Here is a 24371-nt window from a genome sequence, read left to right as displayed (position 1 = left end):
CGGATAAGCGATAGCGTCATCCGGCAACGACATCAGCCTGTAACGACCACCTCACCAGCAGGCGGCGTTTCAATCAGCTCCAGCATGGTACGGGCGATTTCACGCTCACCCATGACGACCTGATTGGCGCCGCGTTCGGTAATGTACTCCACCTCGTCGTCATAATGCGCGCGGGCGATAATTTCAATCGACGGGCACTTCTCGCGTGCTGAAGCGACAATTTCACCCGCTTCATAGCCATTGGGAATAGTCAGCAGCAGCCAGCGTGCGCAATCCAGATGCGCCAGATTCATAATTTCTTCGTTGGCGGCATTTCCCAGCACCGCGCGGATCCCGCGCTCGCGCAGTTCATCCACTCGGGTGCGTGAGGTTTCGATAACTACCAGCGGGATCCCCGCAGCCATCAATTTCTCGCCCAGCAGGCTACCGACGCGCCCAAAGCCAACCAGCAGGGCGTGATTGCAGATATCCACCGGAATTTGCTTCTCTTCTTCAATAGCCTCTTCCAGCGTCTGTTCTTCCAGCGTTTCTGTTTTGGCGAGATATTTTTCTAACACCGCGAACAGCACCGGGTTAAGCATGATAGACAGGATCGCCCCCGCCAGCACCAGATTCTGTCCGGCCTGCGGCAGCAGGTTTAACGCCATGCCCAGACCCGCCAGGATAAAGGCAAATTCACCAATCTGCGCCAGGCTGGTGGCAATGGTGAGCGCTGTGCGTTGGGAGTGACCAAACAGGCGCACCAGGAAATAGGCGGCAAGGGATTTACCAAAGATGATAATCGCCAGCGTGCCCAGTACCGCCAGCGGCTGCTGAATCAGAATCATGGGATCAAAGAGCATCCCGACGGAAACGAAGAACAGTACGGCGAACGCATCGCGCAGCGGCAGGGTGTCATGCGCCGCACGGTGACTCAGTTCAGATTCGTTCAGCACCATGCCGGCGAAGAATGCCCCCAGTGCAAAGGAGACATCGAACAGCTCCACTGCGCCAAATGCGATACCTAATGCGAGGGCGAGGACTGACAGGGTAAACAGTTCGCGTGAGCCGGTTGCGGCGCTACGGGCCATAATCCACGGTACCAGGCGACGACCGACCAGCATCATAATTGCGATAAACGCCACCACCTTACCGATGGTAATGCCCATATCTACGGCCAGCGAGGCAAAGCCGACATCTTCTTTTTCCAGCATTCCAGCGACGGCTGGCAGGAGAACCAGCGTCAGCACCATCATCAGGTCTTCGACAATCAGCCAGCCAATGGCGATTTGCCCGCGCTGACTGTCAATGAGCTGCCTTTCTTCAAGCGCACGCAATAGCACCACGGTACTGGCGGTTGAAAGACACAGACCAAACACGATCCCTACCATCAGCGACCAGCCCATCACCGCTGAAAGCGCCATGCCCAGCAGCGTTGCCACCGCTATCTGGGCAATCGCGCCGGGAATGGCGATAGACTTTACCGCCATCAAATCCTTCAGCGAAAAGTGCAGCCCCACGCCGAACATCAGCAGGATTACGCCAAGCTCGGCCAGTTCAGGCGCTAGCTTGGTATCAGCAACAAAACCAGGTGTAAATGGACCGGCCAGAACGCCCGCTAACAGATATCCCACCAGAGGAGAAATACGTAGTTTATTGGCAATCATGCCTAATATAAAAGCGAGCACAAGGCCGCCGACAATGGTGGTGATAAGCGGGGTGGCGTGATGCATTCCGTCTCCTTTGGTTGCTGTGATAATCCTGAAAACTCAAACGACGAGTAATAGTTTATGACAATTTTGATGTTTTTGTTTGTGAATAATTATTGAATTTTGATGAAAATAGGATTTTAGACGTAAAAAAGCACGGATCGGAAAAGTACAGCGGTATGTGAGAGGCAAAGGCTGATGGCTGCTGTAAGTCTGACGGCCAAAATTTACTTTTGGCCGTCAGGAAATCACGCTTTATGTCGGTTATCAGGTAAGAATATGGTCAGTATCCCCAGTAGTGGCAGGAAAGCACATATTTTGTAGACCAAATCGATGCTGGTATGGTCGGCAATCAGCCCTAACACCGCGGCTCCCAAGCCGCCCATGCCGAAGGCAAAACCGAAAAATAGCCCAGAAACCATGCCGATACGGCCAGGAAGCAGTTCCTGCGCGTAGACCAGAATGGCAGAAAACGCCGATGCGAGGATAAAACCAATGATCACGGTTAAAATCCCGGTCCATTCCAGCGTTGCGTAGGGTAAAAAGAGGGTAAAGGGTGCTACGCCGAGGATAGAGCCCCAAATAACATATTTTCTGCCAATTTTATCGCCCAATGGTCCACCAATCACCGTCCCGGCTGCGACGGCAAACAGGAAGGCAAACAGGTGAAACTGGGCATTTTGTACCGATAATCCGAATTTTTGCATCAGATAAAAGGTGTAATAGCTGCTGATGCTCGCCATATAGAAGTATTTGGAGAAAATCAGCACCAGCAGGATGCTTACCGCCAGTACCACTTTATTCCGTGGTAACGGATTCACGATGGCGACTTTCGGTTTTCCTTTACTCATCCGGTGCTGCGCAGCATACCAACGGCTGATTTGCGCCAGAACGACAATCGCTAATAACGCAGCCAGCACAAACCAGGCCACATTACCCTTACCATATGGCGCGATGATGACAGCAGCCAGTAACGGTCCCAGAGAGCTACCAAAGTTGCCACCAACCTGGAAAATTGACTGGGCAAGACCGTGACGACCGCCGGAGGCCATTCGCGCCACGCGGGATGATTCCGGGTGAAATACCGAAGAGCCGGTACCAACCAGCGCCGCGGCGAGCAGGACCATATGGAAACTGCCGGCCATGGCCAGTAAAACAAGCCCACTCAGCGTGAAGCACATCCCAATGGGCAGCGACCACGGCATCGGGTATTTATCCGTCCAGTAACCCACAACCGGTTGCAGCAGTGAGGAAGCAAGCTGGAAGGTCAGGGTAATCATCCCTATCTGCATAAACGTCAGCGAGAACTCTGACTGCAATAGCGGATAAATCGCCAGGATCAGCGACTGGATCATATCGTTTAGCAGATGGGAGAGGCTGATTGCCCCTAAAATGCCAAATGAGGTGCGTGCTTTAGCAACCGACGCTGACGCGCCAGCCACTGGCTGGGTTGGTTCACTTATTGCCATAGAAAGTCACTTCTGTTTGGGTTGCGATTATGAGGGTAATCTAATTTGTTATTATTACCTGACTAACATACCTGCGGAAGGTGTTTGAAGGAAGTCTCATTTCTGAAAACATTTTCGGCTATTATTTTCAGTAGCTGTAATTTTATGCCCGAACTAATTCGACTTACAGGTAGGCGGCAAACGCGAGAGTCCCAGGAGCTTACTGCATAAGCGACAGGGGGAAGTGAGCGCAGCCAACGCACATGTAATTTGAAGGATAACGGGTATGGCGGTTGATATTGAGTCAGGGAGTGAAATATGAAGTTTTTAAAACGGGGCGTGGCGCTGGCGTTATTAGCCGCATTTGCGCTGGCAGGTCAACCTGCACAGGCGTACGAAAAAGATAAAACCTACAAAATTACCATTCTGCATACCAACGATCATCACGGTCACTTCTGGCGCAGCGAATACGGTGAATACGGGCTGGCGGCACAAAAAACGCTGGTGGACGGTATTCGTAAAGAGGTGGCTGAGGAAGGGGGCAGTGTACTGCTGCTTTCCGGTGGCGACATTAATACCGGCGTACCGGAGTCTGATCTGCAGGATGCGGAACCTGATTTTCGCGGAATGAACCTGATTGGCTATGATGCGATGGCGGTCGGAAACCACGAGTTTGATAATCCGCTTAGCGTATTGCGCCAGCAGGAAAAATGGTCCAAATTCCCGTTTCTCTCGGCCAATATCTATCAGAAAAGCACCGGCGAGCGTTTGTTTAAGCCGTGGGCCATCTTTAAGCGTCAGGATTTAAAAATTGCCATACTCGGTTTAACCACTGACGATACGGCGAAAATTGGCAACCCAGAGTTCTTTACCGATATTGAGTTCCGTAAACCTGCTGATGAAGCCAAACTGGTTATCCAGGAACTGAACATGGGGGAAAAGCCGGACATCATTATTGCGACCACCCATATGGGACATTATGACAATGGCAATCACGGCTCGAACGCGCCTGGCGACGTAGAAATGGCGCGCAGCCTGCCGGCGGGATCGCTGGCAATGATTGTGGGGGGGCACTCGCAGGATCCGGTATGTATGGCCGCGGAAAACAAGAAGCAGGTTGATTACGTACCGGGTACGCCGTGTGCGCCAGACAAGCAAAACGGGATCTGGATTGTGCAGGCGCATGAGTGGGGGAAATATGTGGGGCGGGCGGACTTTGAGTTCCGCAATGGCGAAATGAAAATGGTTAACTACCAGCTCATCCCCGTCAACCTGAAGAAAAAAGTGACCTGGGACAACGGTAAAAGTGAGCGCGTACTCTACACCCCGGAAATTGCAGAAAATCAGCAAATGCTTTCTCTGCTGACGCCGTTCCAGAATAAAGGTAAAGCGCAGCTCGATGTGAAAATTGGTAGCGTCAATGCGCGCCTCGAAGGCGACCGTAGCAAAGTCCGTTTCGTACAGACCAACATGGGGCATTTACTGCTGGCTGCGCAAATGGCGCGAACCAGCGCTGATTTTGGCGTGATGAGCGGCGGCGGTATCCGTGACTCCATCGAAGGCGGTGATATCACCTATAAGAGCGTACTGAAAGTGCAGCCGTTCGGTAACATCGTGGTGTACGCCGACATGAGCGGGAAAGAGGTGATTGACTATCTGACCGCCGTGGCGCAAATGAAGCCGGATTCCGGGGCCTATCCGCAGTTTGCCAATGTCAGCTTCGTGGCGAAAGACGGCAAGCTTAACGATTTGAAAATTAAAGGCGAACCCGTTGATCCAGCCAAAACCTATCGCATGGCAACGCTGAGCTTCAATGCCACCGGCGGCGATGGCTATCCGCGAATTGATAACAAGCCTGGCTATGTAAATACCGGGTTTATTGATGCGGAAGTGCTGAAAGAGTACGTGCAGAAGAACTCACCGCTCGATGCCGGTGCGTATGAGCCGAAGGGCGAGGTAAGCTGGCAGTAACAGGGCAATTTGGGGCATCATTTTATCCGCTCCTCCGGGCCGCCCTTCATGGCGGCCCAATAATCCTACTTATTACCTCTATGCTCCGGTACCTGCGCGCTGGCCGAGTCCAAACTGTCTTCACCAATCACACCCTGTAATCGCAGTAGGCTCAATCGCCGTATCACCGGGCAAAAGACAATTAATCACGGCGTGCGATATCGGCGAATTTCGCATCCAGAATTTTCGCCAAATCGCCCGCTGCCAGTTCAATATCCAGCCCGCGTTTGCCGCCGGACACATAAATGGTGTCAAACGTCTGGGCGGGAGCGTCGATGAGCGTTGGCAATCTTTTTTTCTGCCCCAGCGGGCTGATGCCGCCTACCAGATACCCGGTGGTTCGCTGCGCGATCATCGGATCGGCCATATCGACCTTTTTGGCTCCCAACGCCCTGGCGACTTTTTTGAGATCCAGTTGACCGGCTACCGGCGTAACGGCAACCGCCAGGTGCTTCATATCGCCATTCACGGCAACCAGTAGCGTTTTGTAGACCTGGTCCGCATTCAGACCTAACTTGCGTACCACTTCGTCACCAAAGTTCGTCTCGGACGGATCGTGATCGTAGGTGTGGATCTGGAAAGAAATTTTGTTTTTTTCGAGTAATTTAACGGCGGGTGTCATAGCAATTTTCCTGGCCCAGACAAAATACGACACAAGCATACGCCTGATGTCTGTCTAAAAAATAGTACCATCTTGCGCAATAGTGTTGGCAGGATGATGACTTTGAGCGACAATCGAACTACACCGATGCTTTAAGCGTCGGGATCATAATAATGATGAAATTCCTCTTTGACGGGCCAATAGCAATATTGGCCATTTTTTTACCGTAACATCTCCGGCAAATTTCCTTCTCCATACAAATGCAGCGCGCCAACGGCCACGACATAGTGCCCGGCAGGCATCGCCCTGAGTCGATCGCGCCAGGCCGCATTACGCTGATGCATTAAAACGTCATACAGCGACTGGCTAAAAGTATTGGGTAGAGTGAGTTCGCTATTGCGTGGCGGCGTTTTAAGCCACCAGCCCATCATCTGTTGTAGCAGTCTGGCATTGGTATGCCAGTGCGTCAGGGTATCGTCCAGTAGAGCCAGTCCGTTATCGGGTAACTGACACAACAGCTCGATTTGGCTGGATGCGCCTTCCAGCTCGATTATGGGTTTATGCACCTGTTTTGCCGCATTCAGAAGTTGGTAATCAATGCCGTATTCTGCCCGCAACCCCAACTGCTGCGCCTGCGTTGCCTGCAAGACCATGGCGATTTGCCACAGCGGCTGGGTAGACAGCAGGGAAGGGGAAATACCCAGCTCGTCGGTGACTTTGTGCAGATTATCTAGCAGCTCTGGGCTGATGCGCTCTTCCAGTGCGGTAAAGGTCGGAAGGTTGGCAAACGGCGCGTCGTCGCCGGAAACATCGGCTTCGACAATGAGCGCATCGGCACGCTGGAGCTTTTTGAGTAATTTGGCAGGCAGAGGCGCCATATCGCGGCTGCCCATGTGAATACTGCCAATCAGATGAAAATGGCGGTTTTCGGGCAAGGAGATGTCGATGGCAGGCCAGGTATAGTGGTTGCCGCGTAGCGCGGTGAAAAATGATTTTACCCGGTACAACAGATCCATACGGCCTCCCTAAGTAGACTTCCATGCTAGCGCGTGGTCCTGGAAGGTGCAAATACACTTCATCATTCCCTCCGCCTCTTTATTGGCAGCGAGCAAAAACCCCAGTCACATAGTTGGCTATGCTCCTGGGGTTTTTATACTTGCAGCTTTGAGGCAACGCGAATGATTTGGGGCTCCGTTCAGAGCGACATCCGGTAAAGGCTTACTCTTTAGGTTTGAAGCGCAGCAGTCGATTAGCGTTGCTCACCACGGTAATGGAGGAGAGCGCCATCGCCGCCCCGGCAACGACCGGGTTGAGCAGTGTTCCGGTGAACGGCCACAAAATCCCGGCGGCAACGGGGATACCGATGCTGTTATAGATAAACGCGCCGAGCAGGTTCTGCTTCATATTACGCAGCGTTGCCCGGGAGATAGACAGCGCATCTGCAACGCCCATCAGGCTATGGCGCATCAGCGTAATCGCGGCGGTTTCAATCGCCACATCGCTGCCACCACCCATGGCAATCCCTACATCAGCCTGAGCCAGCGCAGGCGCATCGTTGATACCGTCACCGACCATGGCAACCTGACGCCCCTGGCTCTGCAGACGTTTAATCGCCTCGGCTTTACCGTCCGGCAGAACGCCAGCAATCACCTCATCAATACCCGCCTCTTTGGCAATGGCGTTGGCGGTCGTTGGGTTGTCGCCGGTGAGCATCACCAGACGATACCCGGCGCGGTGCAGACGCTGGAGTGCTGCCACGCTGTCGCTACGCAGAGGATCACGTACCGCTAACAGCGCTGCCGCTTTACCGTCAATCGCTAACAGTACTGGGGTTGAGCCTTGGGAAGCCTGAGCGGTGATTTCAGCCTCCATTTCAGTGGTATCTACCTGCTGTTCATTGAGCAGCGCCTGGTTTCCCAGCAGCAGCGAATGACCTTCCGTTTCGCCACTGACGCCTAAACCGCGCAGCGTACGGAAACCGTTGACCTGCGGCAGCGTGACATCACCTGCTTTGTCCAGAATCGCCCTGGCTAACGGGTGGCTGGAACCCTGTTCAAGGGCCGCTGCCAGACGAATTGCCAGCGCTTCGTCGGTATTGCCAAACGTTTTGATGGCGACAACCTGTGGTTTGCCTTCAGTTAGCGTCCCGGTTTTATCAAACACGATGGTATCGAGCGTGCTGGCGCGCTGCAGCGCATCGGCATCACGTACCAGCACCCCAAATTCAGCGGCACGCCCGACGCCGGAAATAATCGACATCGGCGTTGCCAGACCCAGCGCACAAGGGCAGGCAATAATCAGGACGGTGGTGGCGATTACCAGCGTATAGACAATCTGCGGCGCCGGTCCAAAGAAATACCAGATAGCCGCACTGACCAGCGCAATAGCGACCACGACCGGAACGAACACCGAGGAGATGCGGTCGGCCAGTTTGCCAATTTCCGGTTTGCTGCTTTGCGCCTGGCGCACCATACGAATAATGCGTGACAGCGTGGTGTGACTGCCAACAGCGCTGGCGCGGAACAGCACGCTACCGTCCTGTACGACCGTACCGGCGTGGACGCTATCGCCTGCACCTTTTTGCTGTGGAATAGGCTCACCGGTCAGCATGGCCTCATCCAGCCAGGCTTCACCCTGAGTGATTTCGCCATCAACCGGAACGCGGTCGCCGGTGGTCAGGCGCAGTAACATTCCAGCCTGCACCTCTGCCAGCGGCACGTTCTTTTCACCTTCGTCAGTGACGACGCGTGCGGTCGGCGGTGTCAGATCGAGCAGTTTTTCTAGTGCTTTAGACGAGCGTTGGCGAGCCCGCGCTTCCAGCATGTGTCCGAGGTTAATCAGACCGATAATCATGGCACTGGCTTCATAATAGAGGTGTCGTGCCTCCATCGGGAACCATTGCGGCCAGAGGTTGACGCTCATGGAATAGAGCCATGCCACCCCCGTACCCAGCGCCACCAACGTATCCATGGTCGCGGTACCGTTCATCAGGCTTTTCCACGCATTGCGGTAAAAGTGACCGCCCGCGAAAACCATCACGGCAAGCGTTGCCAGACCAATCATCAGCCACAGGCTGCGGTTGTCGTCGCTCACCATCATGTTGTCGCCAATCATGCCCCATACCATCACCGGGATACCCAGGAGCAGCGCGACGGCTGCCTGCCAGCGAAAACGTTTCATGGTTGCCACGGCGGTTTCTTGCTGACGCTCGCGACGCTTAGCATCATCTTCAATCGCTTCTGCGCCGTAGCCCGCTTTTTCAACCGCCTGTACTAAATCTGCGGCGGAGGCACTGCCCATTACCAGCGCAGTGCGTTCCGCCAGGTTTACCCGTGCCTGCGTGACGCCCGGTACACTTTGCAATGCATTTTGTACGCGGGTCACACAACTGGCGCAGCTCATGCCGTTTAACAGCAACTGTTGGCTGTCATCATCAGCCGTAGCTGCCGGAAGCTCGGAAGGGACCGCTGCCAGTGCTTCCGACGGGATTGATGACTCCGTCAGCGGTTTAGCCTTTGGGTGGCTTAACTCCGCGCCGTAACCGGCTTGTTTGATGGTTTCAATCAGCGCTTCTGCGCTGGCGCTCCCGGTAACATGCGCTTCTGTCACGGTGACATCCGCTTGCTCAACGTCCGGACGTTGTTCCAGACTTTCTTTAACGCGTTTTACGCAGTGACCACAGGACAGGCCGTCTAGGGTTAGATCGATTGTTTGAGACATAACCAACTCCTTTTTTGCAGGATTAACTGACTGTGATAAAGGTTAAACCTTCCAGCAAGGGGAAGGTCAAGGACGTTTTTAGAAAAGGTGAAAAAAGGGTGTAAAGGGAGAAAAACGGGAACGCCACGTCAGGGGTTCCCGGTCTGTTATTGATTGAGGACGATAATCGGCGTTCGATGCTCCGGTTCATTTATGACCGTGAGATCGGCACCGTACAGCGCGTTCAGCGACTGTTGCTTCAGGACATCCTGCGAATATCCGTTATCAACTATCCTGCCGCGTTCCATCAATACCACACGGTCGGCATAGCGCGCCGCGAGGTTGAGATCGTGCAGGACGCAGCAGACGTTAAACTGCCGTTCACGCACCAGACGACGTAGCAGACGAAAAAGGTGCTGCTGGTGGTGAATATCCAGCGCGGAGGTGGGTTCATCAAGAAACAGCCATTTCGGCCCAGGCTCGGGCTCCCAAAGCTGAACCAGCAGGCGCGCCAGTTGTACCCGTTGTTGTTCTCCTCCCGAGAGATGCCGGTAATCGCGTGCGGCCAGCGTCTGGCAATCACACAATGCCATGATGTACTCCGTTTCATCGCCCGTGTTGCGCGTACGATACGGATGTCTGCCCATGCGAATGACCTCCTGAACGCTAAACGGGAAGGCCATATGACTATTCTGGCGCATCACGGCACGGGTTTTTGCCAGCTCGGTGATTGACCACTTGTCCAGCGGCTTGCCAAACATGCTACAACGCCCACTGTGGGGCTGCAGATATCCCGTAAGCTGACGTAGCAGCGTCGATTTCCCGGCTCCGTTCGGGCCAAGAATCGCGATGATCTCTCCATCAGGTAGCGTCAGGGAAACGTCGTCGGTCAGTCGTCTTCCCTGAATGTGGTAGACCAGATTCTCAGCGACGATCATGACACCCTCCGGCTACGCAGTATTAACCACAGGAAATACGGCCCACCGATCAGGCTGGTTAACAGGCCAACGGGCATTTCGGCTGGCTGAACAAGTGTGCGGGCCAACGTATCGGCAATCAGGAGTAAACAGGCACCGGCCAGCGTAGAGCAGGGAATCAACCAGCGATGATCGGCGCCGGTCGTCATTCTGATCAGATGTGGGATCACCAGGCCAATAAAACCAATTACGCCGCTGACGGAAACCGCAGCGCCGACCAGGAGCGAACTGAGCAACAGTAACTGCTGACGCTTACGTTTGACGTTTACGCCGAGGTAATGCGCCTCTTCATCACCCAACTGCAGTAAATTAAGCGTTCCCGCCATGCAGATGGTTACAACAATGGCTGGAAGAACAAACGTGCTGGCAACCAACAGAGTTGGCCACTGGGCCTGGCCGAGATTTCCCATCATCCACAATGTAAGTTGACGTAGCTGCTGCTCGTCGCCCACATAGCTCAGTACGCCAATAGCCGAACCGCACAGGGCATTGATAGCGATACCGGCTAACAGCAGTTGCATCATTCCACCGTGGTTATGACGCTGGCTTATCAGGAAAATAATCGTGCAGACCACCATGCTGCCTGCGACGGCAAAAATCATCTGCTCATACAGCACCAGCACTACGGGGAACGAAAATGGGATAACTATCGCGATGCCGACCATCAGCGCGGAGCCGCTGCTGACGCCAAGCAGGCCAGGATCGGCCATCGGATTGCGAAAAAGTCCCTGCATGATGACCCCTGCCGTCGCCAGCGCAGCACCGACCAAAACGGCCAGCAGTACGCGAGGCAGGCGGATGTTTAACCAGATATCACGATATTCGTCGTTGAACAGAGCGCTGAAGCTAATGTTTAGCGCCCCCTGGCTGGCACCGAAGAGCATCAGAGCAACCAGCAAAAGAGAAAGACCCGTCAGGATGCTGACGGAAGAAAGCGAGTCCTTAAGCACGTAACGCTCCATAACGTCTTTGCGGCGCGGAGTTCCCGCGCCGTGAGGGGTTTACGCGGGTTTCAGTCCCGGCTCAACCAAACTGTAAATCTGGTTATTAAGTGCTGGCGCAGTGGCCAGTTCGTGAATATGCTTCGCAACATCTGCACGCATCACAAAGCCGTGACACTCCTGAGCCTGTATTCGTTGCGCCTGGCCGGTGGCTGCACCGTTCAGCAAACCGCCGGGGCGGAGAATGGCGTAGTCCAGTCGACTGGTTTGTAGCCAGCTTTCAGCCAACGATTTTTCCCGTACAGCCTGACCAAATGCGGCCTTTGCGCGTGAAGAAAGAAAAGGCCAACTGTCACCGCAGCCGAGTGAGGTCACCAGAATCATGCGCTTGATCTCCGCTTTTTCTGCTTCATCAATGACGGTTCTGTGCGCCAGATAATCCTGGGCGCCGCCCATGGAGGAGATCACCGTGGCATGTTGACCCGCTGCGCGACAGGCACAGGCGGTGACCTGACTATCGCAGGCGTCGCCGATGAAGACCTGCACACCTTTTTCCTGCAACCCAGCAGCGACCTGTGCGTTGCGAACGACGGCAATCACCGGACGTTGTTCCGCCAGTGCGAGTTCAAGCGTTTTCGCGCCGACGCCGCTACCACCCGCACCAAAAATGAGCCATGGAGCCATCAGGCATGTTCCTTTAAAGATGAAGACAACGCGTGAAAGGCGCTGACCTGTTCGGCCAGTAGCTGTCGATGTTCATCCCGACCGAGGAAAATTTTGAACATTGCGCTACCCGCCTGGTTAAAGAAGAGAATGGACGCGGTGTCCATTCCCATAAATTTGCGTTCAATCAGGGCAATATGCGTACAGTTTTCTGCCTTGATATGACCGGTCATGCCTTTTTTGCCGCGCAGGTTGAAGTAGCCATGACGGTGGAATCCGGAAGGTAATTCACCGGTGAATTCCAGAATGACATCAGCAGTATGGACCAGGGTGGTGACTTTGCCCCATTCGCTGACGGTTTCCCAGACGGTATCAAATTGATCGCCGGAAACCAGCGTCGGGGAGGGGAGGTTTTTCACCACCTCCAGCAGCGTGGTGTTGTACTGGGCAGCGATAGCTTCCAGCGTACCGTCCGGTTCAGTTTTCAAAAAATCCTGTAAAGAGACATGGCTCATAATTCACTCCTGGTATGGTTGTTCTACCGCAATGCGCGGCGCGTTAAGTGCCTGAATAAGTTCATCAAGAGACTGCAAAATATTGCTCGCCCAAAAACGCCCTTCATTGGTCAGGCGCACACAGGTGCTGGCATCTCGCGTCAGTCCTGCGTGATGCCATTGGGTCAGTAGCGGGGTTAGTTTTTGTGCATGAGGCGTCAGTTCATCCAGCGGGACGCGGGCCGTTTCAATGCCCGCCTGGAGAGAGTGTCGCCACTGGAAACCACGCTCGGCGGTACGCATCATCATCATTAGCGGTTTTTTCCCGGCGGCGATAGATTCATGCCATGTCGTCAGATTGCGCTCGACCATCCAGGAATAGCCATTGACTGATCCCCCGGCGCCTGAGCCGAATGCCAGACAGTCCGCTCCCTGTTTAATCAGCAGGTTGTACAGATTGCGTTCACGCGTGGTACGCGCCCAGTGGCTGTTGCTGATGCAGCGCCAGCCCACGCTGTCCATGAAATCGCAACCCTGAAGATAGAGATCGCGACGTTCGGCGGGAGAGGGAACGGTTGTGCGCCCGGTTTCAACTGCTTTGCCAAGCGGTGTATTGGGGATCAGGTTCAGCGCATAAAGATCTACGCCGTCGAGGCCGATGTCACGGGCAATCGCCAGATCGTCGCCCCACAGTTTTGCATCTTGTCCTGGCAGACCAAACAACAGATCGCATACCACGGCGGCACGATCCCGTTTTACCAGCCCCTGCATAAAGGCAATTGCGGTCGGGCCGTCCGAGGTGCGCGCCATTTTCTTGCGGATCCGGCTGTTAAAAGATTGAATACCGATCGAAAACCGATTGGCGCCAGCGTCAAGGCAGGCATCAATTCGCGCATCGTCAAAATTGAGCACTCGTCCCTCAATGGTAATTTCGCAGTCCGGCGCCAGCGGTAACTTTTCACGCAGCGCGGTAATGATTCTGCCCAGATCCCGTGCTGACAGCGCTGAAGGCGTACCGCCGCCAAAATAGACGGCGTGAATTGGGGCTGACTGATGTAACGCGCTATCGGCTTCCATCTCTATTTCGCGCAACAGCGCGTTGGTGTAGCGGGCGCAGTGATCTTCTTCGAACCGGTTTTGATAAAAACCGCAGAAAGTACAATGCGTTGCACAAAAAGGGATATGCAAGTACACCAGCCGTTTACGCGGCGGGGTGGGCTGGCTGATAACATCCTGCCAGGTTTGTGACAATAGCTCTTTGGCAATCGGGATCGCCCCGCGCCATGGCATTGTGGCGCGGCGATCCTTAAAGGGCTGACTTCCCTCAAGCGCAAAATGCGCGGTGAGATCCAGCGAGTGTTCAGTCTTCATTCTTTTTTATAAATCCAGTTAGTGAGGCCAGAATTGCTGGTGCAGGGCTTCAACCGCATCGGCGACGCGAGGCCCCATACCCAGAATCAGCGCCTGGTCTACCGCCACAATGTGCTGATTTTTCCAGGCCGCAGTGTGGGTAATACCGGCAATCGCGCTCAGACGAGCCAGATCGCCATCCACCATTTGCGACGTCACCACGATCACCTCCGGGTTGGCGGCGATCAGCGACTCCGCGCTGTAACTTTTATACTGCGCGTGGGTGGCGACATTTTGTGCACCTGCAAGGGTCATAATGGCATCGGCAACGCTGCCCTTGCCGGCGACCTGCGGCGCGCTGCCGCCAGCGGAGAGAATGAACATGGCTTTGACCGGCGCATTTTTCGCCGCCACGCTGTGCTGAACACGATCCAGACGTTGATGCAGGCGATTGACCAGTGCTTCACCTTGTTCAGGAATGCGCAGCGTTTGAGCCAGCTCCCTAATGTTGGCGTACATCTGCTCGACGGTGGCCGGTACGCGCGGCAATGTAACGACGTTAACTTTCTGCGCCCGGAGCTGATCCAAAACGATTTGAGGGCCTGCATCCTGCCAGGTGATAAAGCTGTCCGGGTGCAGCGATAAAATGCCCTCGCTGCTTAACTGCTTCCAGTAGCCGATATGCGGGAGTGCGGCAGTTTCAGGTGGGTACGAGGTGGTTTCATCGACGCCAACCACCCGGTTGCCGACGCCCATGGCGTAAATCAGTTCGCTAAGCGAACCGCCCGCCACCACCAGGCGGTCAGCGGACTGGGCGCTGAAAACACAGGCGAGGCTCAGTAAGCCAATCATGAGTTTTTTCATCGTCAGAAATTCCACGCAAAGCCAACAGCGGCATTGAAACCAGCGTCTGGGATAGATTCATGCGCGGTTCTGTAACGCTTGTCGGTCAGGTTGTTGAGCGCGAGGTTGACCTGATACTGGTCCTGCGGACCAAACTCAGTGTTGAATGCGAGGTTAAGCGTGGCCCAGCCTGGATAGTTTATTTCCGTGGTGCCGGTATTATCTTTGGCGCGGGACGCCGCGCGAATAAAGACATCGGACGTCACGTTAGCGACATTCATCAACCAGGTATGTTTCAGGCCAACGCGCCCGGTCAGCGTGGGTTCGCCGGTATCCCAGGTTTTTATGGTGTTGCCTTCGTATTGACGGCGAATGAGATTACCGCTCAGGTAGGGGGAAACCGCCCAGCCGTTGTATTCTGCGGTTAATTCCATGCCCCAGGTTTTGGCACGATCGATGTTGTCGTAGTAGTAATAGCCGCCGCGGGAAGAGGTGGTGTTGCCGTTGCAAACGGGTTGGCCTGAACAGGCCAGACTGGCGATATAGTCTTTGGCTTCGGAGTAATAAATGGCGCCGTCAATCAGCCACATATTCCCTTTATACCGCGCGCCCAACTCATAGTTATTTGAGTGTTCCGCCTTCAGGTTTGGGTTGCCGTAGGTAACGCTGCCGCCGGCGGATGTCTGCATGAACAACTGAGTAAGCGTGGGGAAGACATAGCCCTGGGCGTATGCAGCCCGGAGTTCAAGATCTTCAAAGCCGGAATAGCGCAGGCTGGTCGAGGTAACAAGTTCATCATCGTGAACGGAATTTCCCCCGGTGGATTGCCAGGTGGTGCCGCTGCCTTGGATAGTTTGCGTATCGTTGCGATTGAGTTTCGAAGACAGCCAGTACTGGCGTGCGCCCACGGTCCACGTCCAGTCATCGGCAAAGCGCCAGTCGTTTTGCGCGAACAGTGAGGTGTTGCTTTGTTCCGCTTCGTTATATGACAGGGTACGGGTTTGCGTATCGAAGAAGCCGGTAGCCGCGGTCTGGCGCGTACTGCCGTCCGTGTCCTGTTTTATTTTGTCATGCTGATACTGAGTGCCAATCACCAGCGTGTTGTTAGCCGGAAGGGAGATATTGCCCTGCAGCGTTACACCCTGGGTATATTGTTTGTCGTTGGTATTGGTTTGATTGCTTACCGTCAGCGCTTTAATCATCGGGCTGGGGATAATCTGGGTCGTTTTGACCCGGTTTTCAAATTTGCGCTCTATTGTCTGGGTATATGCGTCAAAATGGATATTCTTCAGGTAATCCCCGTCGGCCGCGTAGTCGTAGAAAAGACCGATTTTCTCGCGTTCCAGCTTAGGAATTTTGACGCTAAAGTCATCGAACTGACCTTCGGGATCGTCAAACCAGGTTTGAGTGGATAGCTTATAACGGTCGAGTGAGAGCCCAATTTTGTGGCGATCGAGGTTGTAGCCAAGCCACACTCCCTGACCGTTATTACGGAAGTTGGTGTCGGGCAATCTTCCGTCAGGTGTATCGCGATCCCCCTGGTCGGAATAGCTGCCATTAATGCGGTAGTCAAAGTTACCGATGCTTCCCCAGGCTGCCGCTGACTCTTCCCATCCTGCCGTTGCGGAGTTATAAACAGCCTTAACGCTACCACCCAAAGGCTTATCGCCGCCTTTTTTGGTAATAAAGTTCACGACGCCGCCAATTGCCTGCGAACCATAGAGGACAGAATAAGGGCCTTTGACCACTTCAATACGTTCCAGCGCGGATTCGTCAATCAGTAAACCGGCTCCGTAGTTTTGTCCGGCACGTTGGTAGCTGACGACCTGGCCGTCTATCAAAATCAGCACCCGCGAAGAAGCTTCGCCACGGATACGAATTTGTTTCCGACCTGCGAGAGCGTTATCGGTAACTTCGACGCCGGGGATATCTTGTAAATCATCAGCAAGAGAAACGCTGGTGGAATTTTGTAGCGTCTGGCGATCGATAACCTGAATGGTTGCTGGGCTATCCCAGAGACTACTTTCTGTGCGGTTAGCCGTAACGATCACCGTATCTTCGTCGGACGTTGAACCGTGTGTTGGAGAGGTCGCTGCAAAAGTAGCGCCGGACATGCATAATGTCAGGGCTGAAAGAATAAATGGCCTTTGGTTAATCCGTGGCAACATAAGAGAACCTTTATTGAATGTAAATGATCATCATTATCATTCGCGTTTGTATATAAAATTGTTTCCCTTTGTTCAAGATGAAAGGTGCAGAACCGATACATCTTTTGATTTGAGTCAATTTTGCGTGGTCAATAAATGCTGAAATGTGATCTGAATCGAATATAACAATGTGAATTAAAACGATTTGTGCATCGCTGTGATGGTGGAAAATGCGCGGGGTTCTTGGGTAAAGGATTACGGCAATGTGGGCTATAATGTGGCTCAGTACCAACAAGATCAGCGGGGGAAATGTGAATATTAGCGATGTTGCGAAAAAAACCGGCTTAACCAGCAAAGCGATACGCTTTTACGAAGAAAAGGGGTTAGTGACGCCGCCGCTGCGTAGCGAAAATGGCTATCGCACATACAACCAACAGCATCTGAATGAGCTTACGCTGTTACGACAGGCACGACAGGTTGGTTTTAACCTGGAAGAGTGCGGCGAGTTGGTGAACCTGTTTAACGATCCGGCGCGTCACAGCGCAGATGTGAAAAAGCGTACGTTAGAAAAGGTGGCGGACATTGAGCGCCATATCAGCGAGCTGCAGGCTATGCGCTTGCATTTGTTGGCGCTGGCGGAGAGTTGCCCTGGCGATGACAGCGCCGAATGCCCGATTATTGATAATCTCTCCGGCTGCTGCCACCATAAAGCGAAGGCTTAACGGAGTGGCGGATTAAGCATAAACACCACCGTGCCACGGTACCACGGTGATTTCTCAAGCTGTGCTTCAGCCTGCGGGTCCCGGCTACCGTTTTGTACCAGCCCCAGCTTAAATGGAATGCGCAGACGACTGAGGGCGGGCAGATACGCCTGATAATTCGGTACCGTGTGACGTCCCTGATAGCTCTGGACCACCAGTTCATCGACCGCCAGCGCGTTCAGCGTGGCGACGTCGCCCGTTTTTGCCCAATCCAGTAGTCCGGTTACGCCAAGTGCAAACTCGGTCGGTAGCCGTTGGCGTAACTGCTGCAGAAAGTAGGCGTAATCGGCAAGCTGATGGGTCGCCGCGTCAAAATCAACCTGCAGGCCGATGACGTGATTCCCGGCCGCCTGCCAGCGTTGCATCAAGCGTATGATGCGCGCCGGAATCTCCTCCGGTACGTCGAGAGTGGTAAAGCGCACGGTCAACCAGATAGAGGGGAAAGTCAGGCGATTAACCGGCAGTCCTAGACGCTGGAACACCACGTTACCTGAACGAACCAGGACTTCGCCCTGATGCAGATAGACTGTTTGTGCGTTTTTCAGCTCGTCACTGGCCTTCACTCCGGACCATAGCCAGAAGGCCGGATGTTCACGGGCGGCGACGATCTCCGCCGCCTGTGCCTGGCCGAGCAGTAGCGCAGTTACCAGTAGTATTTGAGTTTTTGCGCCCACGGACTTCCCGGATACTGCGTTTTCAGTTGGGTGAACCAGCCTTTACGCTGTAGTTTATCCACTTCCTCACCGCCGCACTCGTTAGAGCCTGACGGCGCATAGCACATGATGGCGCGATACAGCGCAAAGCTCTTATCTTCAACCTCTGCTTTTGGCGATGTGATCACCTGCTGGTAGTAGCTTTGTCTGTCGAACTGGCCGAACGGTTTCTTGCGCGAGATTGCTGATTCAAGCACATCGTTGCCGGAACTGTTTTTCCATAAATCAACGTGGGTTTGCGTAGTGCGGAAAAATTCGCCTAAGCAGTTCAGGGCGTGGGCATCATGCGCTTGTTTGCTCAGAACCGTTACCGTTTCATTGAGGCTGCGACAGGTATAACCGCTCTCGGCAGAGTCTCCGTTCCAGTCGAAAATACTCAGATTAACGTCATCAAACGCTTCGCCAATGACCGGCGGCGTAATGGCGCTGGCCAGTTTTCTGTCATTCAGCCAGTCGTCAAAGCGATGCTCAGTGAGATCCCGCACCAGCAGCGTATGCAGGGCGATGGTACGCTCTTCGTTATTAGGACCGTGGACGGCTTGCTGGCGCAGTAGTTCAGGCGTTGCCTGGGTTTTCAGCACCTGCGAGCGAAAGCGCAGGTTAGTTACTGCGCTTTCCGGGGCGAAAATTGCCGCCACGTCGCCGCTATAAACCAGCGTCGCGGCTAGCTTAGCCTGCACATACTGCTGCTGTTCGTTGTCCTGGCTGAGCTTCAGCAATGTCTGCCAGAAATCACGTGCCGTGGTCCATTTCTGCTGGCCCATCAGCGCTTCGCCGTACAGCACCTGTTCGCTGAAGGCCAGCGTATCGTGGGCCGGAAGTTTCTGCGCCGGAGTAACTGCCGAAATAATCGCCGCGTAGTTGCCCGTTGCCAGCCACAGATTCAGCTGCAGATCGCGCCATAGCGGCAGTTTTTGGCTCTGCTCAAACACCGGTTTGCTGGCGTCAAGCTGGGCCTGCGTCAGCGTTGGTTTGTTGTTGTTATTCAGGCGCAACGCGCGCAGCAGTTCGATATAGCTGACAAGCGGCGCATCGGGGAAAGCCTCCACCACGGACTGTTCGTAGAACGCCATGCCGTAGACATTATCGTATTCGATGACGATCTCACGCAGTTGCTGTGCGTCAGCCGACTGCTGGAGCGTCTGCTCATACAACCCCGCCAATTGCGGCCACGCCTGTAAATACCAGTTGATACGACGCAGCATACCGTGCGAGGAAGCGGCGTACAGGCCTTGCGGGTAGTGTTGCAGATAGGCTTGCGCCAGCGTCTGAGCCTGAGAAGCGTCCTCGCGGTTAATTTTTGTGATATCAAAATCGCCGTACTCGCCCACGCTGTTCTGGCTGCTTTTGTTCAACGCCGCACGTATCAGCATGTATTGTGCGGTCTCAGCCAGCCACGGACGATCGCTTTTGGCTAGGTGAGCGAAATCCTGTTCGGCGCTGGCATAATCACCGGCATAAAAACTGGCGGCCGCTGCCAGATAGCTTTTGTAGGACTGAGCTGGAGAATCTGCCGGGAGAGTGGCAAGCGATGACTCAATCTGCTCGCGGGTTGCCCCGGACAACAGTCCTGTGCGCGCCTGGGCCAGGGCCTGACGCTGATTTGCCGTTAACGTTGAGTCGGTCAGCAGTGCGGCAAAAAACGCGCTGACGCTCGCGGTATTGTTCGAAACATGACGGTTCTCAAGCTCAGCGTCGTTGACGTTTATTTCGTCTGCGCTAATGTTCAGTTCGGCTATCTGTCGGGACAGGGTGCTGTCTTCGGCAGATACCTGCGCTGCGGCTGGCTGTAGGGCAATGTCATCCCACTGCGGATGATACGCAAAATAGAAATCGCGGGAGCGGGTGATGTCCGCAGGCATCGACTGCACCGGCAGAGCAAATGATTTCTCCTGGCTCAGCAGCCGCAGCAGGTTATCGCGGCTGTCGTTTTCCGGGTTGAAGGTGGGCGTGCCTTTCAGCAGGCAGCTGTCGTCGCTCCATTTGCAGTCTTCCATATCGAAAGAGGCGAATACCTGCGGGGCGGCGACCAATAATGAGCAAAGGGCAAAGGCAAGGGGTGTCTTCCTGACCATAGTCTTATTTCCTGTCTTTTTAGTGTGATACCGCTGTAATAATCAGGGTAATTCCCTCAACGGCAATAACTTCAACCTGCGTTCCGGCGCTCAAATCGTCGCGGGCGCTGACGGGCCATGAGCTGTCGCCGACGCGCATATGTCCGCGGCCATTGACCAGGGCGGTTTCCAGAATAAATCGACGGCCAACCAACTGTTGCCCGCGCTGGTTAAGATGGCTGTCTGCGGGTTTCTGATCTTGTACACGCCTTGCCAGCCACTTCCACCACAGCCAGGCCGCCAGCAGGGTGAGTACGGCGAACATCGCCCCCTGCCACGCCCAGTCAAGCGGGATGAGCCACACCACCAGGCCGGTAATCACCGCCGCCACGCCGCTCCACAGCAGATAGCCGTTACCGCCCAGCATCTCGGCGGCGAGTAGCAAACCACCGAGGCTGAGCCAGAAGATGTGCGGGTGCACCAGAATCATCGCTATCATGATTTTTTCCGTTCGCTGGCGCTGTCTTTCACCAGTTCGGCGATCCCGGCAATGGACCCCATCAGGCTGCTGGCATCCAGCGGCATCATCACCACTTTGCTGTTATTCGACGAACCGATGTGCTGCAGCGCTTCGGTGTATTTCTGCGCCACGAAGTAGTTCACGGCCTGAATATCCCCAGCGGCAATGGCCTCCGAAACCATCTGCGTCGCGCGGGCCTCGGCCTCTGCGGAACGTTCACGCGCTTCAGCCTGTAAAAATGCCGACTGGCGTTCACCTTCCGCTTTGAGGATTTTCGACTGTTTCTCACCTTCGGCCTTGACGATTTCTGCCTGACGGATCCCTTCCGCTTCAAGAATATAGGCACGCTTGGTACGTTCGGCTTTCATCTGCGCGTTCATGGCGTCGATAAGTTCTGCTGGGGGACGCACATCGCGGATTTCAATACGGGTGATTTTGATGCCCCAGGGATTCGTGGCCTCATCAACGATATGCAGCAGGCGCGTGTTGATGTTGTCGCGCTGGGAGAGCATTTCATCGAGTTCCATCGAGCCGAGAACGGTACGAATATTGGTCATGGTCAGGTTGATGATCGCCAGTTCCAGGTTGCTGACCTCATAAGCCGCTTTTGGCGCGTCGATCACCTGAATAAAGCAGACGGCATCGATTGCGACGTTGGCGTTGTCTTTGGAGATGACTTCCTGAGAGGGGATATCAAGCACCTGTTCCATCATGTTGATCTTACGACCGATGCGGTCCATGAACGGTACAACAAGGTTTAAACCCGGTTGCAGGGTTTTGGTGTAACGGCCAAAACGCTCGACCGTCCACTGATATCCCTGCGGGACGATTTTGACGCCAGCACCGACGATGACCAGCGCGACAAAAATGAGAATAGGAATAAAAATGAGCATTGATGAAACCTCCTGTTGTGTTGTCCTTTACTGCCTCATTAGTCAAATTATACCCGATTTATCAGGGTGGGCTCCCCTATAATAAATTACAGGGATAGACTGTCTGCACGAAAGAGGTAAAAAAGGGATTGGTAATGGAAGAAAGTAGCATTCTGCTTCAGTTAAAAAATGTCGCATGGCAGGCAGGGGCGACGCAGGTTCTCAATAACATCTGTTTTAATCTCCGGGCCGGAGAATTTAAGCTGATTACCGGCCAGTCTGGTTGCGGTAAAAGTACGTTACTCAAGATTGTGGCGTCATTAATCAGCCCGACTGCCGGTGAAATTCTCTTTGAGGGCAAGGAGATAAACACTCTTAAGCCTGAAACATATCGCCAGCAGGTCTCTTATTGTGCGCAAACGCCCGCGTTGTTTGGTGACACCGTTTACGACAACCTCATTTTCCCCTGGCAAATCCGCGATAAACGTCCGGATCCGGATGTGTTTCTTGCCGATCTGGCCCGTTTTGAGCTACCCGAAACGATCCTCAAAAAAAACATCAATGAGCTGTCTGGCGGCGAAAAGCAACGCGTCTCGTTAATTCGTAATTTACAGTTTCTGCCAAAAATCCTGCTGCTTGATGAAATTACCAGCGCGCTGGATGAAGCCAATAAACGGAATGTGAACGAATTAATTCACCACTATGTTCGCGATAAGAATATTGCTGTGCTGTGGGTGACGCACGACAAAGATGAAATTAATCATGCGGATAATGTCATAACCCTTCAACCGCACGCCGGGGAAATGCAGGAAGTAAGCAATGAACGAGCATAATATTACCAATGAATCACTGGCGTTAGCGATGATGCTGGTGGTGGTCGCGATACTGATCAGCAACAAAGAAAAACTGGCGCTGGAAAAAGATATTCTCTGGAGCGTTTGCCGGGCGGTGGTTCAGCTTATTATCGTTGGTTATGTGCTGAAATATATTTTCGGCGTTAACCACAGCATTCTGACCTTATTGATGGTGCTGTTTATCTGTTTCAACGCGGCCTATAACGCGCAAAAGCGCAGTAAATATATTGATAAAGCTTTTCTCTCGTCATTTATCGCCATCACGGCGGGGGCGGGGTTAACGCTGGCGGTGCTGGTTCTGTCAGGCTCTATCGAGTTTACCCCAATGCAGGTGATCCCAATTTCCGGCATGATTGCAGGCAATGCGATGGTTGCGGTAGGGCTGTGTTACAACAATCTGGGGCAGCGGTTTAACAGCGAACAGCAGCAAATTCAGGAAAAACTCAGCCTCGGTGCGACGCCGAAAGTGGCCTCCGCGCCGCTGATTCGCGACAGTATTCGCGCTTCGCTGATCCCGACGATCGATTCAGCGAAGACCGTGGGACTGGTGAGTTTACCGGGGATGATGTCCGGGTTGATCTTTGCAGGTATTGATCCGGTAAAAGCGATTAAGTATCAGATTATGGTGACGTTTATGCTGCTTTCGACCGCCAGTCTGTCAACCATTATCGCCTGCTACCTGACCTATCGGAAGTTCTATAATTCACGTCACCAACTGGTGGTGACGCATTTGAAAAAAAACTAATGGAGTACCGGATGGCGCGGGCCTACGGGGAGATTGTAGGCCCGATTAGCGCAAGCGCCATCAGGCAAATGCAGCGGATTAGTACAACAGCGCGTACAGCTGGCGGCGGTATTTCGAGGCCAGCGCATCGCCGGTGCCCAGTGCGGCAAGGATCTCCTGGAAGGTTTTACGCGCCTGACCGTCGGCTGCAGTGAGATCTTTCTTCAGGTGACTGAACAGCAATTCCAGTGATTCCTCGTTACGTCCGACCTGGTGTAACTGAATGGCCAGTTGAGTTGCCAGCGCCGCATCCTGTGGATTGCTGGCGACCTGCTGCTGCAACTGTTGGATTTCAGGTGTATCAGCCGCCTGCTTCAGCAGTTCGATCTGTGCCACCAGGCCCTGATAACGGGTGTCCTGATCCTGCAACGGGATAGTTTTCAGCACCGCTTCGGCTTCGTCAGAACGGTTCAGGGCGATTTGCGTTTCCGCCAGCAGCAGGCCAATTTCGCTGCTCTGGTTGGAGATCTGCCAGGCTTCTTTCAGCAGCGGCAGCGCATCAGCGTGATTGCCGGCTTCGATGAACTCGATCGCCTGGCGCGCTTTCAACTCTTCTTCGCTCGGTAACACTTTCTCCAGCAGCGCGCGAATAACTTCTTCCGGCTGCGGGCCCTGGAATCCATCTACCGGCTGACCGTTCTGGAACAGATAAACCGTGGGGATCGCGCGCAGACCAAACTGGGAGGCGATCATCTGCTCGGCGTCGCAGTCTAACTTGGCGAGAATAAACTGACCGTTGTACTGAGCAACAAGGCTCTCCAGTACCGGCGTTAATTGCAGACAATGCTGGCTGCGCTCAGACCAAAAATAGAACAGGACCGGCGTGGTCATCGACTGTTCAAGGGTCTGCTGGAGGTTCGATTCGTTAATGTTAACAATATTCTGTGTGGACATGGAGTTACTCTCTTTTGTCGATTTCTTGTTACATGGGGGCTGACGCGCGTGCTTCAAC

General features: G+C 54.0%; 21 protein-coding genes. 4 read left to right on the top strand and 17 right to left on the bottom strand.

Going from position 1 to position 24371, the window contains the following annotated elements; translation table 11 throughout:
• Positions 1–32: 32 nt before the first annotated feature.
• A complete protein-coding gene (ybaL, locus tag HV311_RS18385) occupies positions 33–1712 on the bottom strand; it encodes a YbaL family putative K(+) efflux transporter (protein WP_016152087.1) in 1680 nt (559 codons plus the stop codon).
• A 224-nt stretch (positions 1713–1936) separates the two neighbouring features.
• Entirely contained in the window at positions 1937–3157 is a 1221-nt protein-coding gene (gene fsr / locus HV311_RS18380) for a fosmidomycin MFS transporter (protein WP_016155879.1), read from the bottom strand.
• 297 nt (positions 3158–3454) lie between these two features.
• Between fsr and ushA the strand changes: the two genes are divergently transcribed.
• The gene (gene ushA / locus HV311_RS18375; protein WP_191220283.1) at positions 3455–5107 is read left to right on the top strand and encodes a bifunctional UDP-sugar hydrolase/5'-nucleotidase UshA; all 1653 of its coding nucleotides are present in this window, start codon (positions 3455–3457) and stop codon (positions 5105–5107) included.
• Between the two features lie 181 nt (positions 5108–5288).
• Here ushA and ybaK read toward each other — a convergent pair whose 3' ends face one another.
• From ybaK to HV311_RS18325, 10 genes are all read right to left on the bottom strand, one after another.
• Positions 5289–5768, bottom strand: coding sequence for a Cys-tRNA(Pro)/Cys-tRNA(Cys) deacylase YbaK (ybaK, locus tag HV311_RS18370; protein ID WP_016152092.1), 480 nt, complete (start codon positions 5766–5768; stop codon positions 5289–5291).
• A gap of 200 nt (positions 5769–5968) precedes the next feature.
• A complete protein-coding gene (locus tag HV311_RS18365) occupies positions 5969–6763 on the bottom strand; it encodes a TraB/GumN family protein (RefSeq protein ID WP_191220282.1) in 795 nt (264 codons plus the stop codon).
• 202 nt (positions 6764–6965) lie between these two features.
• Positions 6966–9467, bottom strand: a complete 2502-nt coding sequence (copA, locus tag HV311_RS18360; protein WP_016155883.1) for a copper-exporting P-type ATPase CopA — start codon at positions 9465–9467, stop codon at positions 6966–6968.
• A gap of 146 nt (positions 9468–9613) precedes the next feature.
• Positions 9614–10384 carry a heme ABC transporter ATP-binding protein gene (locus HV311_RS18355; RefSeq protein WP_191220281.1) on the bottom strand — a complete coding sequence of 257 codons (771 nt, stop codon included), beginning with the start codon at positions 10382–10384 and terminating at the stop codon, positions 9614–9616.
• Positions 10381–11373 (bottom strand): FecCD family ABC transporter permease, encoded by a 993-nt coding sequence (locus HV311_RS18350; protein ID WP_016152096.1) that lies wholly within the window; start codon positions 11371–11373, stop codon positions 10381–10383. Before HV311_RS18350 ends, HV311_RS18355 begins: the two co-directional genes overlap by 4 nt.
• 51 nt (positions 11374–11424) lie before the next feature.
• Positions 11425–12048 carry an anaerobilin reductase gene (gene chuY / locus HV311_RS18345; protein WP_016152097.1) on the bottom strand — a complete coding sequence of 208 codons (624 nt, stop codon included), beginning with the start codon at positions 12046–12048 and terminating at the stop codon, positions 11425–11427.
• Complete coding sequence (hutX, locus tag HV311_RS18340) at positions 12048–12542, bottom strand: heme utilization cystosolic carrier protein HutX (RefSeq protein ID WP_016155886.1); 495 nt, start codon at positions 12540–12542, stop codon at positions 12048–12050. The genes chuY and hutX overlap by 1 nt, the downstream gene beginning before the upstream one ends.
• A gap of 3 nt (positions 12543–12545) precedes the next feature.
• Entirely contained in the window at positions 12546–13892 is a 1347-nt protein-coding gene (gene hutW, locus HV311_RS18335) for a heme anaerobic degradation radical SAM methyltransferase ChuW/HutW (protein ID WP_191220280.1), read from the bottom strand.
• A gap of 18 nt (positions 13893–13910) precedes the next feature.
• Positions 13911–14735, bottom strand: a complete 825-nt coding sequence (locus HV311_RS18330) for a heme/hemin ABC transporter substrate-binding protein (RefSeq protein ID WP_191220279.1) — start codon at positions 14733–14735, stop codon at positions 13911–13913.
• Positions 14736–14737: 2 nt separating this feature from the next.
• The gene (locus tag HV311_RS18325; RefSeq protein ID WP_094760910.1) at positions 14738–16882 is read right to left on the bottom strand and encodes a TonB-dependent receptor plug domain-containing protein; all 2145 of its coding nucleotides are present in this window, start codon (positions 16880–16882) and stop codon (positions 14738–14740) included.
• 290 nt (positions 16883–17172) lie between these two features.
• Between HV311_RS18325 and cueR the strand changes: the two genes are divergently transcribed.
• Positions 17173–17583 carry a Cu(I)-responsive transcriptional regulator gene (gene cueR, locus HV311_RS18320; protein WP_029139441.1) on the top strand — a complete coding sequence of 137 codons (411 nt, stop codon included), beginning with the start codon at positions 17173–17175 and terminating at the stop codon, positions 17581–17583.
• Here the strand turns inward: cueR and HV311_RS18315 are convergent.
• Genes HV311_RS18315 through HV311_RS18300 form a run of 4 tightly spaced genes read right to left on the bottom strand, consistent with a single transcriptional unit; the run spans position 17580 to position 21802 of the window.
• Positions 17580–18296 (bottom strand): DUF3142 domain-containing protein, encoded by a 717-nt coding sequence (locus tag HV311_RS18315; RefSeq protein ID WP_047358025.1) that lies wholly within the window; start codon positions 18294–18296, stop codon positions 17580–17582. The two genes, cueR and HV311_RS18315, sit on opposite strands and share 4 nt — an antisense overlap.
• A complete protein-coding gene (locus HV311_RS18310) occupies positions 18266–20410 on the bottom strand; it encodes a hypothetical protein (protein ID WP_191220278.1) in 2145 nt (714 codons plus the stop codon). Before HV311_RS18310 ends, HV311_RS18315 begins: the two co-directional genes overlap by 31 nt.
• A 19-nt stretch (positions 20411–20429) precedes the next feature.
• A complete protein-coding gene (locus HV311_RS18305) occupies positions 20430–20888 on the bottom strand; it encodes an NfeD family protein (protein WP_016152105.1) in 459 nt (152 codons plus the stop codon).
• A complete protein-coding gene (locus HV311_RS18300) occupies positions 20885–21802 on the bottom strand; it encodes an SPFH domain-containing protein (protein ID WP_016152106.1) in 918 nt (305 codons plus the stop codon). The genes HV311_RS18305 and HV311_RS18300 overlap by 4 nt, the downstream gene beginning before the upstream one ends.
• 134 nt (positions 21803–21936) lie before the next feature.
• On the opposite strand from HV311_RS18300, the gene fetA reads away from it, so the two are divergent.
• Both fetA and fetB read left to right on the top strand, forming a co-directional pair.
• A complete protein-coding gene (gene fetA / locus HV311_RS18295; protein ID WP_019076194.1) occupies positions 21937–22614 on the top strand; it encodes an iron efflux ABC transporter ATP-binding subunit FetA in 678 nt (225 codons plus the stop codon).
• Positions 22601–23380 carry an iron efflux ABC transporter permease subunit FetB gene (gene fetB, locus HV311_RS18290; RefSeq protein ID WP_016155894.1) on the top strand — a complete coding sequence of 260 codons (780 nt, stop codon included), beginning with the start codon at positions 22601–22603 and terminating at the stop codon, positions 23378–23380. The genes fetA and fetB overlap by 14 nt, the downstream gene beginning before the upstream one ends.
• A 78-nt stretch (positions 23381–23458) precedes the next feature.
• Here the strand turns inward: fetB and HV311_RS18285 are convergent, their stop codons facing one another.
• Positions 23459–24313: a co-chaperone YbbN gene (locus tag HV311_RS18285; protein WP_016152110.1), complete on the bottom strand. Its 855-nt coding sequence runs from the start codon at positions 24311–24313 to the stop codon at positions 23459–23461.
• Positions 24314–24371: the final 58 nt, after the last annotated feature.

The sequence above is a fragment of the Citrobacter sp. RHBSTW-00881 genome (genome assembly GCF_013728515.1).
GTDB classification, from domain to species: Bacteria; Pseudomonadota; Gammaproteobacteria; order Enterobacterales; family Enterobacteriaceae; genus Citrobacter; species Citrobacter braakii.
This window is presented reverse-complemented; position numbering and strand designations above follow the sequence as displayed.